A 14,714-nucleotide genomic window follows, 5' to 3' on the forward strand; every position below is an offset into this window, starting at 1 on the left:
ACGCACTGGGCAATGGCGTATGCTTACGCCCCGGCTGTTCCATCTTGAACGGCCACCCCGACCCCGCCAAGAACGCCTATCAAAACCTACTGCGCGTCGTAATTTGCGGTCTGCGATGCTCACTGTACCTTCGTACAGTTGCGCTTCTCGACCACAACTTCCTTCCGCTCGCTACGGTTTTATTAGGCGTTGTAAGCCTCCGTTCATTCCCTCCTTACAAAGGATCTCGCGCATGAAGCATCGTTTTGCCGCCGGCACCCTCGGCACCCTGGCCATCTCCCTGTTGCTCGCCCATGCGCCCATGGCGCAAGCGGCCCAGCCCGCAGCCAAAACCGTGGCCGTCAGCGCGCCCAAAGCGAAGCAGCAGCTGCAAGTGCTGGCCGACCAATACTATGATGCGCTGGCCCGTTTCGAGCCGATCAATGCCACCGAGAGCGGCGACAACCGTTTCGACGACCAGATCGGTTCAGCCATCGTGCCCGCCGCGCGCGCAAAACAATTCGCCCTGTACCGCCAGTACCAGAAGACCCTGCGCAGCATTGCCCGCGCGCAGCTGTCGCACCAGGACCAGATCAACTACGATATCCTCGACTATGAACTGGCCACGGCGCTGAGCTTCGAACGCTTCCCCGAACACCTGTTGCCCCTGAACCAGATGGACAGCATGCCCGTTACCCTGGCCAATTATGCGGGCGGAGAGGCATCGCAGCCTTTGACCACGGTCAAGGAGTATGACGCTTACCTGAGCCGTATTGGCCAGTTGCCGGGCTGGATAGACCAGGCCATCGCCAATATGCGGGTCGGCATGCAAAAGGGCATCGTGCTGCCGAAGGCGCTGACGGAATCGGCATTGCCGCAATTCAAGAAACTCGTCAGCGCCACGCCGCAGGAGAGCGTCTATTACACGCCCATCAAGAACTTGCCGGCCAGCTTTTCCGACGCGGACAAGGCGCGCCTGACGCAAACCTACACCGTCATCATCGAGGCCAAGCTGATGCCTGCGCTGCAGCGCCTGTCCACCTTCATGGAACGCGATTACCTGCCGGCCGGCCGCACGAGCAGCGGCTGGAGCGCCCTGCCCGATGGCGCCAGCTGGTACCAGGCGCGCGTGGCCAGCAGCACCACCACGGATTTGAAGCCGGAGCAAATCCACGCCATCGGCTTGAAGGAAGTGGCGCGCATCCAGGAACAATACGCGATCGTGGGCCCGAAGATGGGCTACAACGGCCCGGCTGCCGGCTTGCCCGTGTGGGTGTCGGAACAGGCGAAATACCGCCCGTTCAAGACGGAGCAGGAAGTGCTCGACGTCTACCGCAAGCTGAACGTGCTGCTCGACAGCAAATTGCCAGCCCTGTTCACCCTGGTGCCGAAGGCGCCGCTGGACTTGCGCCTGGAACCTGAACTGAGCCGCGACACGGCCGCCGACCACTACACGGCGCCGGCCGCCGACGGTTCGCGCCCGGGCGTGTTCTGGTCCGTCGTCACGGATCCGAAACTGTATGGCGACACGGGCATGACCACCCTGTTCCTGCACGAAGGCAAGCCTGGCCACCATTTCCACCTGGCGCTGGTGCAAGAGATGGACTTGCCGAACTTCCGCCGTTTCGGCGGCAACAATGCCTTCACGGAAGGCTGGGCCCTGTATGCGGAAACCCTGGGCAAGGAAATGGGCCTGTTCGAGGATCCGGCCCAGTATTTCGGCCACTTGAACGACGAGATGCTGCGCGCCGTGCGCCTGGTGGTCGACACGGGCTTGCACACCAAGGGCTGGACGCGCGAGCAGACGATCAAGTACATGCGCGACACCCTCGGCTATGACGCCGTGGCGAAAAGCGAAACGGAACGCTACATGGCGTGGCCGGGCCAGGCGCTGGGCTACAAGATCGGTTCGCTGAAGATCGTCGAACTGCGCCAGCGCGCGCAGCAAGCGCTGGGCGACAAGTTCAGCCTGCCGAAGTTTCACGAAGTGGTACTCGGCGACGGCACCCTGCCCCTGAAGCTGCTGGAAGCCAAGGTCGACCGTTGGATCGCGCAGCAGAAGTAAGCGGCAGCGCCTGAAAACAAAACGGCAGCACCTCGATGGCGCTGCCGTTTTTTTTCGCCGCCGGCGTTTCCAGCTACACCAGCAGCGCGGCGCTCATCGAGTGTACTTCCTCGGCCGATTCGGCCAGGATGCTTTGCAGGGTCTCGTTGTCGATAATGAAATCGATGACGGAATCGGAGGGCGTGAGCATTTCCACGTACGTCAGCTGCAAGGGCGACGGCACGGGTGACAGTTGCTTGGCCAACAACAAGGTATCGAGCAGGGAGTCGGGCGGGATGGATAGCAAGCCATCGCGCAAGCCTTCGATGGCTTCGCTCACGGCCAGCGGGATCAGCAGCTTCTTCATGACTTCGCGGGAAATGATCTCTTCGGCGGACTCCATCCAGTGATCCGTATCGTCGTCGAGCAAGCCTGGGAACTCATCGGCACGCGACAGCAAATAAAAGCCTCCCACCTCATGCACGATACCGGCGAACAGCGCCGTGTCGGCATCGACGTGCGTCACGCGGCGGGCCAGCACGTGCGCCAGCGCCGCCACGTGGGCCGTGTGCTCCCACAGCTGGGTCGCCTTCTGGCGCAGGACGGGGTCGATGATCTTGCTGCCGAACTGGCGCACTACCATGGCCGCCACCAGCGCGTACAGATTGCGGTACCCCATGCGCATGACGGCGGCGCGCACGCTGGTCACGGGCGCCGCATCGCCGCGGCTGTACACGGCCGAGTTGGCCAGCGCGACCGTGCGCGCCGCCAGCAAGGGTTCGCCCAGAACCAGCTTGATCGCATGATCGATATGGCAGTCCGGTTCAGCCAGGGCCAATTGCAATTGCAGTGCGGAATTCACACTCGTGGGAAACGTTAATTCACCGCGCACCGCCTGGGAAACAATTAAACCGAAAGCCTGTAGTTTATTCATCATACGATCAATCCGCCTCAGATATTTTCCTGGCCAACAATGTCATGCATTAAAAATTGAATGCCAGGCCCGGCCTTTAGAATACAGATGGCATGTCATTCGCCTGCATTGAGGAATCTGGCAATGCCAGCGCATGCAATAGCGATTCATCGCCAATAACAAACAACTTCGGCTGCTGTAATACCTGCAGCAGAAATGGCTGGCCTTCACGCAGACGCCGGCGATAATCGGCCAGCGTATATAAGTTGGGATTGATTTTACGCCTCAAGGTTCGCTCGGCCGGCGCCAATCCCGTCAACAGATCGCCATAATTGGCTTCTTCGCCCACCAGCAGCAAATCGATGGCGCTGCCAGGCATGTCCTGTCCCTTCGCCGTGGCACCCGACACGAATGCCAGGTGCAACTGGGCACGCAAGGGCGCCAGCGTCATGCTGAGGACGCCAACGATGCCGAAAGTTTTCTGCACCAGTCCGCTCAACTCCGGATACACGAGGCTTTCCTTGTTGGGCCAGAAGCGCCGCACATTGCCGATCCGCTCCGACGTGATCAGGCCGGACTCATGCAAGCGGCGCAGCTCCCGTTGCGCCGACGCGCTGCCAAGGCCGGTCAGGCGCATGATCTCGTTCAAGTGAAAGCCTTCATTCACGCGGACAAACAGCAATCCCAGCAGTTTCTGCTGGGCGGGAGTAAACAGGGCTTGGGCAATCATGCGCCAAATCTTAGCATGAATAAACTGATAATTGGCGTGGCCCGCCATGCCCGGACATTTGCGCAACACGTGTGCCGGTCGCGACCAGTGGCGGCCGTGCTGACGGCACTCGGCATCACCCGACACGCCACGGCACGGCCCGTAACGGCGCCGAGGAGGAAAATCAATGTGAGCGCTCACTGCAAAGCGAACAGGGCAACAGTAAAAATGCGGAAAAAAAGGAAGGTGATTGAATATGCCCGGCCATCAAAATATATGGATGCCGGACAGATCAATTATATATACCTTGATTCATTTTAATTTTTTCCTGCAAGCCGATCATAATCAAATCGAGTCCCGCATTAAAACGGTCGTCGATTTCCGCATTAAAGATGGCATCCATGGATGCGAGCACGTGCGGATAATGGTCGGCCGCCATGGCGGCGAAAGCGGCACGCCGGTTCGATAATGCATGCATCGCGGCGCTTCCCGGTCCCGCGCCTTGCGCTTCCATGACAAAACCGAGCACATAATAGAGCAGCGTAAATGCGCTCCAACTGGCCAGTTTCTCCGACACCCCGGCTGTACGCATCGGACCGATTAACGCTTCGGCGACGCGAAACACGTTTTCCGATATCACATAGGTACCGCCAAAGACGCGCACGCCATCGCGGCGGGCCGATAACGCCGCGCGCAGTTGCGCCGCCACCTGGCGCAACTGCGCTTCCCAGCCAGCATCCGCATCGACGTTCCTTGCCACGTCTTCGATCAGCACGTCGGCCATGCCATCAAGCAAAGCCTGCTTGTTCGCGAAATGCCAGTACAGCGAAGCGGCCTTGATGCCCATCGCGTCGGCCAGGCGGCGCATGGTCAAGCCTTCGATACCCACTTCGTCCAGCAGCTCGAGCGCCCTGGCCACCACGGCTTCGCGTTGAATTTTCATTTTCCTGTCATTTCCCTTGAAACTCTAACGTCGTTAGTTTACCATTTTGCACAGACTAACAACGTTAGATTGAGAGCGACATGCACAATAGCGATATCGAAGTCATCATCGTCGGCGCCGGCCCCGTCGGCCTGACCCTGGCCTGCGAAGTGCGCCTGGCCGGCATCCGCGTGACCATCCTGGAACGGCGGCCGCAACGCAGCGCGCATTCGCGTGCGCTGACCATCCATGGCCGCACCCTGGAAATGCTGGGCTTGCGGGGCCTGGACCAGCGCTTTGTTGCGCTGGGCACCTCCTTGTCCAGCGGCCACTATGCGGGCCTCGATACCCGGCTCGACTTTTCCGGCTTCGACACGCCCCATCCCTACACCTTGTTCCTGCCGCAAAACACGACGGAACGCCTGCTGGAAGAGCAATTGCTGGAAGACGGCGTGGCAATTGTTCGCGGCGCGCTCGTGGAACAGACACAGCAGGATGACGATGGCGTCACGGTGGCCGGCACGCACGATGGCGCCCCATTCTGCCTGCGTGCCCGTTACCTGATCGGCACCGATGGCGCTCGCAGCCTCGTGCGCCAGCAGGCGGGCATCGCCTTCGACGGCGTGGCGGCCACGTGCAGCATGCTCATGGGAGATGTTCAGTTGCGCCATCCGCCCGCGTCACCCATGCTGTCCCTGACGAACGCAGCGGGTAGCCTGATGATCGTGCCGCTGGGGCAAGGCCGCTACCGCGTCATCACCCTGAATGCGCGCCGCCCCCAGGTTGCGGCGGCGGAAGCGGCCACCCTGGAGGAGTTGTCGCAGGCCAGCACGGCCATCGCGGACCACGATTTCGGCCTGCATGACGCCAGCTGGCTGTCGCGCTTCAACGACGAAACACGGTTGGCCCGAGGCTATCGCCAGGGACGCGTCTTCCTGGCCGGCGATGCCGCCCACATCCACATGCCGGCAGGCGGCCAGGGCATGAACGTGGGGATGCAGGACGCGATGAACCTGGGCTGGAAGCTGGCCGGCGTGCTCAAGGGTTATGCACCGGACAGCCTGCTCGACAGCTACCATGCGGAGCGCCATCCCGTTGGCGTGTCGTTGCAGCACAATACCCTCGCGCAAACGGCCATGCTGACGCGTTTTGACGCGCGCACCCTGGCCCTGCGCGCCACCATCAGCGACATGCTGGCGCAACCGGACGTCAACCGCGCGCTGGCCAGCGAGTTGTCCGGCTTTGGCGTGCGCTATCCCATCTCGCTGGGCTCTGACGCGAGCACCGGCAGCGCAGACTGGATCGGCCGGCGCGTGCCCGACTGGCTGCTGCGCCTGGCCGACGGCACGGCCGTGGGCATCCATGAACTGTTGCACGCGGGAAAATGGCTGCAGTTGGTCGTTGGCAATGCCGCGCACGCAGCACAACCGTACCGTTTCGATGCGGCCTGGCTCACTTCGCTGACCATCAAACCCGGCTGCCAGCCACTGGCCGGCATCAAAAGCCTGCTGATCCGGCCCGACGGCTATGCGGACCACGCGGTCTGATTGACTTATCTCAAGACGAAAAAAAACGGCACCCGAAGGTGCCGTTCTTGTCAGCTAGCAGCGCAGATTACGCTTCGTCGCCGTGGTGTTGCTGGGTTTCGATATCCTGCAGCGCTTCGGCAGCTTCGCCAGCCATCGAGGCTTTCTCGGCCAGCAGCAGCGCTTGACGCTCTTCCACTTCCCACGCTTCTTTCTCTTTGCGTGCGCGGTGGAAGGCCAGACCCGTACCGCCAGGAATCAGACGGCCGACGATGACGTTCTCTTTCAGGCCGCGCAGACCATCGCGCTTGCCCATGATCGCCGCTTCGGTCAGCACGCGGGTGGTTTCCTGGAACGATGCGGCCGAGATGAACGAATCGGTCGACAGCGATGCCTTGGTAATACCCAACAAGACGTTTTCGTAGGTCGCTGGAATCTTGTTCTCAACGGCCATGCGATCGTTCTCGTCCAGCAGTTCCGAACGCTCTACCTGCTCGCCAACGATGTAGTTGGTGTCGCCGGCATTGACGATCTGAACGCGGCGCAGCATCTGACGCACGATCACTTCGATGTGCTTGTCATTGATCTTCACGCCTTGCAGACGGTACACGTCTTGCACTTCGTCAACGATGTAACGTGCCAGCGCTTCGATACCCAGCAGGCGCAGGATGTCTTGCGGATCGGCCGGGCCGTCCACGATCATCTCGCCCTTATTCACGACTTGGCCGTCATGCACCAGCACTTGTTTGTCCTTGGTAATCAAGAACTCATGCTTGTTGCCGTCCATGTCCGTGATTTCCAGACGCTGCTTGCCCTTGGTTTCTTTACCGAACGCAACCGTACCCGTGACTTCCGCCAGCATACCGGCATCTTTCGGCGAGCGCGCTTCGAACAGTTCCGCAACGCGTGGCAGACCACCGGTAATATCGCGCGTTTTTTGCGATTCGGTAGGAATACGTGCCAGCACTTCACCAACCGATACCTGTTGACCGTCCTTGACCATGATCAGTGCGCCGACCTGGAAGCCGATCGCCACCGAGTGTTCGGTACCGGCGATCTTGACTTCTTCGTTCGCGTCGTTGATCAGCTTGACTTGCGGACGCAACGTTTTCGTCAACGAACCGCGACGTTTCGCATCGATCGCCACCAGGGTGGACAGACCGGTCACTTCGTCGACCTGACGGGCTACGGTGACGCCTTCTTCGACGTTCTCGAAACGCACTTGACCGGCGTATTCGGTAATGATCGGACGGGTCAGCGGATCCCACGTTGCCAGGGCCGTACCGGCCTTGATGACCATGCCGTCCTTGACGATCAGGGTCGCACCGTACGGCACTTTATGACGCTCACGCTCACGGCCATGGTCGTCGGTGATCAGCACTTCGCCGGAACGGGAAATGACGATTTGCGCGCCCTTGCCGTTCGTCACGTAACGCATGGTTGCCGTGAAGCGGATGGTACCGTTCGACTTGGCTTCCACCGACGATGCCACTGCTGCACGCGATGCCGCACCACCAATGTGGAACGTACGCATGGTCAGCTGGGTACCAGGCTCACCAATCGACTGCGCTGCCACCACACCGACGGCTTCGCCGGCGTTGACCAGCATGCCGCGGCCCAGGTCGCGGCCATAGCACTTGGCGCACAGGCCGAAGCGCGTGTCGCAAGTCAGTGGCGTGCGAACCTTGACTTCATCGATGGACAGACGTTCGATCTCTTCGACCATGTCTTCGTCCATCAAGGTGCCGGCTTCGTACAGCGTTTCCTGGGTTTCAGGATTGACGACGTCATGCACCACCACGCGGCCGAGGATACGGTCACGCAACGGTTCGATGACTTCACCACCTTCGACCAGTGCCTTCATGACGGCGCCGTTCATGGTGCCGCAATCGTCCTCGATCACCACCAAGTCTTGCGTCACGTCAACCAGACGACGCGTCAGGTAACCGGAGTTAGCCGTCTTCAGCGCCGTATCGGCCAGACCTTTACGCGCACCGTGGGTCGAAATGAAGTACTGCAAAACGTTCAGACCTTCGCGGAAGTTCGCGGTAATCGGCGTTTCGATAATCGAGCCATCCGGTTTGGCCATCAGACCACGCATACCGGCCAACTGGCGAATCTGGGCTGCGGAACCGCGCGCGCCGGAGTCGGCCATCATGTAAATGGCGTTGAACGATTCTTGCGTCGACTTGGTGCCGTCGCGGCGGATCACGTCTTCGACTTTGAGCTGGTCCATCATGGCCTTGCCGACTTCATCCGAGGTCTTGCCCCAGATATCGACTACCTTGTTGTAACGCTCGCCGGCGGTCACGAGACCCGAGGCGTATTGCTGTTCGATCTGCTTGACTTCCGATTCGGCCGTCGCGATCAGGGTAACTTTTTGAGGCGGTACCAGCATGTCGTCGACGCAGATCGAGATACCGGCGCGTGTCGCCAGGCGGAAACCCGATTGCATCAGTTTGTCTGCGAACACCACGGTGGCGCGCAGGCCGCACTTGCGGAACGACGTGTTGATCAGCTTGGAAATTTCTTTCTTTTTCAGCGCGCGGTTCAGGACGGAGAACGGCAGGCCTTTAGGCAGAATTTCCGACAGGATCGCACGGCCGATCGTCGTTTCGTAGCGGGTAACCGTTTTCTCGAATTCGCCCGTTTCGGCGTTTTTCGGGTATTCGGTAATACGCACGGTAACGCGGGTCGTCAGTTCGACTTCCTTGTTGTCGTAGGCGCGGATCACTTCTGATACGTCAGGGAACATCATCCCTTCGTTCTTCGCATTGATCGCTTCGCGGGTGGCGTAGTACAGACCCAACACGATATCCTGGGAAGGAACGATCGATGGTTCGCCGTTCGATGGGAACAGGATGTTGTTCGATGCCAGCATCAAAGTGCGTGCTTCCATCTGCGCTTCGATCGACAGAGGAACGTGGACCGCCATTTGGTCACCGTCAAAGTCGGCGTTGAATGCGGCGCAGACGAGCGGGTGCAGCTGGATGGCCTTGCCTTCAATCAGGACTGGCTCGAACGCCTGGATACCCAGACGGTGCAAGGTAGGTGCGCGGTTCAACATGATCGGATGTTCACGGATCACGTCTTCCAGGATGTCCCACACGACCGGCTCTTGAATCTCGACCAACTTTTTCGCAGCCTTGATCGTAGTCGCCAGGCCCATCAGTTCCAGTTTATTGAAAATGAATGGTTTGAACAGTTCCAGCGCCATCAGTTTCGGCAAGCCGCACTGATGCAGTTTCAATTGCGGGCCCACGACGATGACCGAACGACCGGAGTAATCGACGCGTTTGCCCAGCAAGTTTTGACGGAAACGGCCGCCCTTGCCCTTGATCATCTCTGCCAGCGATTTCAGCGGACGCTTGTTGGCGCCGGTCATCGCTTTGCCGCGACGGCCGTTGTCCAGCAGCGAATCGACCGCTTCTTGCAGCATGCGCTTTTCGTTGCGCGTGATGATCTCTGGAGCACGCAGCTCCATCAGGCGTTTCAGACGGTTGTTACGGTTGATGACGCGGCGATACAGATCGTTCAGATCCGAGGTCGCGAAACGGCCGCCATCCAGCGGTACCAGCGGACGCAGTTCCGGCGGCAGCACTGGCAGCACTTCCATGATCATCCAGTCAGGCTTGATGCCCGAACGTTGGAACGCTTCCAGCACTTTCAGGCGCTTCGCGTATTTCTTGATCTTGGCTTCGGATTTCGACTCCTTCAGTTCCACGCGCAGGGTTTCGGCATCGCGGTGGATGTCGATCGAGCGCAGCAGTTCACGGATACCTTCGGCGCCCATGAAGGCGGTGAAGTCGTCGCCGTACTCTTCGTACTTGGCGGCGTAGTCGTCTTCCGACATGATCTGGCATTTTTTCAGCGGGGTCATGCCTGGATCGGTCACGACGTATGCTTCAAAGTACAGCACGCGTTCGATGTCCCGCAGGGTCATGTCCAGGACCATGCCCAGACGCGACGGCAGCGACTTCAGGAACCAGATGTGCGCGGTAGGCGAAGCCAGCTCGATGTGGCCCATGCGCTCGCGGCGCACTTTGGCCAGGGTGACTTCGACGCCGCACTTTTCGCAGATCACGCCGCGGTGTTTCAGGCGCTTGTACTTGCCGCAAAGGCATTCGTAATCCTTGATCGGGCCAAAGATCTTGGCGCAGAACAGGCCGTCGCGCTCAGGCTTGAAGGTACGGTAGTTGATGGTTTCCGGCTTCTTGACTTCGCCGTAGGACCACGAACGGATTTTCTCAGGCGAAGCGAGACCGATCTTGATTGCATCGAAGGTCTCGTTGGTCTGTACTTGCTTGAATAGATCGAGCAGTGCTTTCATGTATCACTCCAGAGGTGATTAAATTTCTATATTCCTGAGACTACATTGCCCGGCGTGGTTTCCCAGCCGGGCTTTGTGTTTCCCAAACCAAATGACAGGTGGCTGTCTTTTAGTTGCGTTCGAGGTCGATATCGATACCCAGCGAACGGATTTCCTTGACCAGCACGTTGAACGATTCCGGCATGCCGGCGTCGATCACGTGGTCGCCCTTGACGAGGTTCTCGTACACTTTGGTACGGCCATTCACGTCATCGGACTTGACGGTCAACATCTCTTGCAAGACATACGACGCGCCATACGCTTCCAGTGCCCAGACTTCCATCTCACCGAAACGCTGACCACCGAACTGGGCTTTACCGCCCAGTGGCTGTTGCGTCACCAGCGAGTAAGGACCGGTCGAACGCGCATGCATCTTGTCATCAACCAAGTGATGTAGTTTCAGCATGTGCATGACGCCGACAGTAACCTTGCGCTCGAACGCTTCACCGGTGCGACCGTCATACATGGTCACCTGGTTTTTCGAAGCGGTCATGCCCAGGTTCTTGGCGATGTCGTCCGGATACGCCAGGTCCAGCATGCGGCGGATCTCTTCTTCATTGGCACCGTCGAACACTGGCGTGGCGAATGGAACACCTTTTTTCAGGTTTTCCGCCAGCTTCATGATCTCTTCGTCGTCGAAGTCGTTCAGCTCTTCGGCACGGCCGTTGTCGTTGTAGATCGTCGTCAGGTACTTGCGCACTTGCTCGACCTTGGTTTGCGCCTTCAGCATTTCGCCGATGCGGATACCCAGACCCTTGGCAGCCCAGCCCAAGTGAGTCTCGAGAATCTGACCAACGTTCATCCGCGAAGGAACGCCCAGCGGGTTCAGCACAACGTCGGCTGGCGTGCCGTCGGCCATGTATGGCATATCTTCCACAGGAACAATACGGGAAACCACACCCTTGTTACCGTGGCGACCTGCCATCTTGTCGCCCGACTGCAGGCGGCGTTTCACGGCCAGGTACACCTTGACCATTTTTTGCACGCCTGGTTGCAGCTCATCGCCTTGCGTCAGTTTCTTGCGCTTCTCTTCGAAGGCCAGATCGAACTGGTGACGCTTCTCGTTGATCGATTCCTTGATCGCTTCCAGCGCTACCGCGGCATCGTCGTCCGCAGGGCGGATGTCGAACCAGTGGTATTTGTCCAGATCGGCCAGGTATTCCTTGGTGATCTTGGCGCCTTTGGCCAGCTTTTTCGGGCCGCCGTTGACAACTTTTCCGATCAGCATTTTTTCCAGACGCTGGAAGGCATCGCCTTCAACGATACGCATCTGGTCGTTCAGATCCAGACGGAAGCGTTTCAGTTCGTCATCGATAATTTGCTGGGCACGCTTGTCGCGCACGATGCCTTCACGGGTGAAGACTTGCACGTCGATCACGGTACCGATCATGCCCGAAGGCACGCGCAGCGAGGTGTCTTTCACGTCCGACGCTTTTTCGCCGAAGATCGCGCGCAGCAGCTTCTCTTCCGGGGTCAGCTGGGTTTCGCCTTTAGGCGTTACCTTACCGACCAGGGTGTCGCCGGCTTGTACTTCCGCGCCGATGTAGACGATACCGGACTCATCCAGACGAGCCAGCTGGTTTTCAGCCAGGTTCGAGATGTCGCGCGTAATTTCTTCCGCGCCCAGTTTCGTGTCACGGGCTACTACCGACAACTCTTCGATGTGAATCGAGGTGTAGCGGTCGTCCTTGACGACGTTTTCCGAGATCAGGATCGAATCTTCGAAGTTCAGACCATTCCATGGCATGAAAGCCACGGTCATGTTCTGGCCCAGCGCCAATTCACCCAGGTCGGTCGATGCGCCGTCGGCGATCACGTCGCGCTTGGCAACACGGTCGCCCACTTGCACGATAGGACGCTGGTTGATGTTGGTGTTCTGGTTCGAACGGGTGTACTTGATCAGGTTGTAGATGTCGACGCCCACTTCACCAGCGGTAGCTTCGTCATCGTTCACGCGAATCACGACACGGCCCGCATCGATGTAATCGACGATACCGCCACGCAGCGCTTGCACGGTCGTGCCCGAGTCGACCGCAACGGTGCGTTCGATACCAGTACCGACCAGCGCTTTTTCCGGACGCAAGCAAGGCACGGCCTGGCGTTGCATGTTGGCGCCCATCAATGCACGGTTCGCATCATCGTGTTCGAGGAACGGAATCAGCGAGGCAGCGACGGAAACGATCTGGCCTGGCGCCACGTCCATGTACTGGATGCGCTCCGGGGAGACCAGGATGGTTTCGCCGGCTTCACGGGCCGAGACCAGTTCATCGGACAGCATGCCTTCGTCGTTGATGGTCGCATTCGCCTGAGCGATGATGTAGCGGCCTTCTTCGATGGCGGACAGGTAGTCGATCTGATCGGTAATCTTGGAGCCTTCGACCTTGCGGTACGGGGTTTCCAGGAAGCCGTATTCATTCAGGCGGGCATACAGAGCCAGCGAGTTGATCAGACCAATGTTCGGACCTTCCGGTGTCTCGATCGGGCAGACGCGGCCGTAGTGGGTCGGATGCACGTCGCGCACTTCAAAGCCGGCGCGTTCGCGTGTCAGACCGCCGGGTCCCAGAGCCGATACGCGGCGCTTGTGGGTAATTTCCGACAGAGGATTGGTTTGGTCCATGAACTGCGACAGCTGGGACGAACCGAAGAACTCGCGAATCGCGGCCGAAATCGGCTTCGAGTTGATCAGGTCGTGCGGCATCAGGTTGTCCGCTTCGGCTTGGCCGAGGCGTTCCTTGACGGCGCGTTCAACACGCACCAGGCCGGCGCGGAATTGATTCTCGGCCAGTTCGCCCACGCAACGTACGCGACGGTTACCCAGGTGATCGATATCGTCGACTTCGCCGCGGCCATTGCGCAGTTCCACCAGGATCTTGATCACGGCCAGCACGTCTTCGTTCGACAGGGTCATGGCGCCCGTCAGTTCATCGCGGCCAATGCGGCGGTTGAACTTCATGCGGCCCACGGCCGACAGGTCGTAGCGGTCCGAGTTGTAGAACAGGCCATTGAACAGCGCTTCAACGGAATCTTCCGTTGGCGGTTCGCCTGGACGCATCATGCGGTAGATCGCCACTTTCGCAGCCATCTGGTCGGCGGTGTCGTCGATACGCAGGGTTTGCGAGATGTAGGCGCCCTGATCCAGGTCGTTGGTGTACAAGGTCTGGATTTCGGAAATGTTGGCATCGCGCAAGCGACCCAGCAAGTCTTCGGTCAGCTCATCGTTCGCGGACGCGACGACTTCGCCGGTGTCGCCATCGACGATATTCTTCGCCAATACGCGGCCCAGCAGGTAGTCTTCCGGTACGGAAATGTGCTTGATGCCGGCAGCTTCGATATCACGCACGTGTTTCGCGTTGATACGCTTGTCTTTCAGCACCAGGGTCTTGCCCGACTTGTCGACGATGTCAAAGCGCGCCACTTCGCCGCGCAGACGTTCGGAGACGAATTCCATTTCCGCGCCTTCGGAGCGCAGGTTGAAATTGTCGAAGACAAAGAAATTCGCCAGGATTTGCTCGTGCGACATGCCGATGGCTTTGAGCAGGATCGTCACTGGCATCTTGCGGCGGCGGTCGACGCGGAAGAACAGGATGTCTTTCGGGTCGAACTCGAAGTCCAGCCACGAACCGCGGTAAGGAATGATACGCGCGGAGAACAGCAGCTTGCCCGACGAGTGGGTCTTGCCGCGGTCGTGCTCGAAGAACACGCCAGGCGAACGGTGCAGCTGGGAAACGATAACCCGCTCCGTGCCGTTGATGACGAACGAACCGGTGGTCGTCATGAGCGGCAATTCGCCCATGTAGACTTCCTGTTCTTTCATTTCCTTGACGACAGGTTTGGTTGGCGATTCCTTGTCCAGGATCACCAGGCGCACTTTCGCGCGCAGCGGCGACGCGAACGTCAGGCCACGTTGTTGACATTCTTTGACGTCAAAGGCAGGATCGCCCAGAACGTACGACAAGAATTCGAGACGCGCAAAACCATTGTGCGAAACGATAGGGAAAATCGAAGTGAAAGCCGACTGCAGGCCATCATTCTTGCGGCCGGACGGTGCTATGTCCTCTTGCAAGAAACTATGATAAGACTCGAGCTGGGTCGCCAGCAGGAACGGAACGTGGTGAACGTTGGCGCGCTTCGCGAATGATTTGCGAATGCGTTTCTTCTCAGTAAATGAGTAGTGCATGGACACTCCGTGAGTGACAGAAAGGATAGAAAATTCAGGTTTTGCAAGTGTTCGTTTGCACCGCTGCGTGTGACA

General features: G+C 59.1%; 7 protein-coding genes. 2 read left to right on the plus strand and 5 right to left on the minus strand.

What is annotated here, in order from left to right; genetic code table 11:
• Positions 1–232 precede the first annotated feature (232 nt).
• Positions 233–2,044, plus strand: coding sequence for a DUF885 domain-containing protein (locus CLU94_RS11875; protein ID WP_099665763.1), 1,812 nt, complete (start codon positions 233–235; stop codon positions 2,042–2,044).
• Positions 2,045–2,117: 73 nt separating this feature from the next.
• Here the strand turns inward: CLU94_RS11875 and CLU94_RS11880 are convergent, their stop codons facing one another.
• The 3 genes from CLU94_RS11880 to CLU94_RS11890 all read right to left on the minus strand — a co-directional run bounded on the left by CLU94_RS11880 (position 2,118) and on the right by CLU94_RS11890 (position 4,588).
• Positions 2,118–2,957, minus strand: a complete 840-nt coding sequence (locus CLU94_RS11880; protein ID WP_099668278.1) for an HDOD domain-containing protein — start codon at positions 2,955–2,957, stop codon at positions 2,118–2,120.
• Positions 2,958–3,033: 76 nt separating this feature from the next.
• Positions 3,034–3,714 carry an ArsR family transcriptional regulator gene (locus CLU94_RS11885; protein WP_257218774.1) on the minus strand — a complete coding sequence of 227 codons (681 nt, stop codon included), beginning with the start codon at positions 3,712–3,714 and terminating at the stop codon, positions 3,034–3,036.
• 223 nt (positions 3,715–3,937) lie between these two features.
• A complete protein-coding gene (locus CLU94_RS11890; protein ID WP_099665764.1) occupies positions 3,938–4,588 on the minus strand; it encodes a TetR/AcrR family transcriptional regulator C-terminal domain-containing protein in 651 nt (216 codons plus the stop codon).
• 80 nt (positions 4,589–4,668) lie between these two features.
• Between CLU94_RS11890 and CLU94_RS11895 the strand changes: the two genes are divergently transcribed.
• Positions 4,669–6,114 carry an FAD-dependent monooxygenase gene (locus tag CLU94_RS11895; RefSeq protein ID WP_099665765.1) on the plus strand — a complete coding sequence of 482 codons (1,446 nt, stop codon included), beginning with the start codon at positions 4,669–4,671 and terminating at the stop codon, positions 6,112–6,114.
• A gap of 67 nt (positions 6,115–6,181) precedes the next feature.
• On the opposite strand, the gene rpoC is transcribed toward CLU94_RS11895, so the two are convergent.
• Positions 6,182–10,423 (minus strand): DNA-directed RNA polymerase subunit beta', encoded by a 4,242-nt coding sequence (gene rpoC, locus CLU94_RS11900; protein ID WP_034753138.1) that lies wholly within the window; start codon positions 10,421–10,423, stop codon positions 6,182–6,184.
• 109 nt (positions 10,424–10,532) lie between these two features.
• Positions 10,533–14,639, minus strand: coding sequence for a DNA-directed RNA polymerase subunit beta (rpoB, locus tag CLU94_RS11905; RefSeq protein ID WP_077398780.1), 4,107 nt, complete (start codon positions 14,637–14,639; stop codon positions 10,533–10,535).
• Positions 14,640–14,714: the final 75 nt, after the last annotated feature.

The sequence above is a fragment of the Janthinobacterium sp. 13 genome (assembly GCF_002749695.1).
Lineage (GTDB): Bacteria > Pseudomonadota > Gammaproteobacteria > Burkholderiales > Burkholderiaceae_D > Janthinobacterium > Janthinobacterium kumbetense.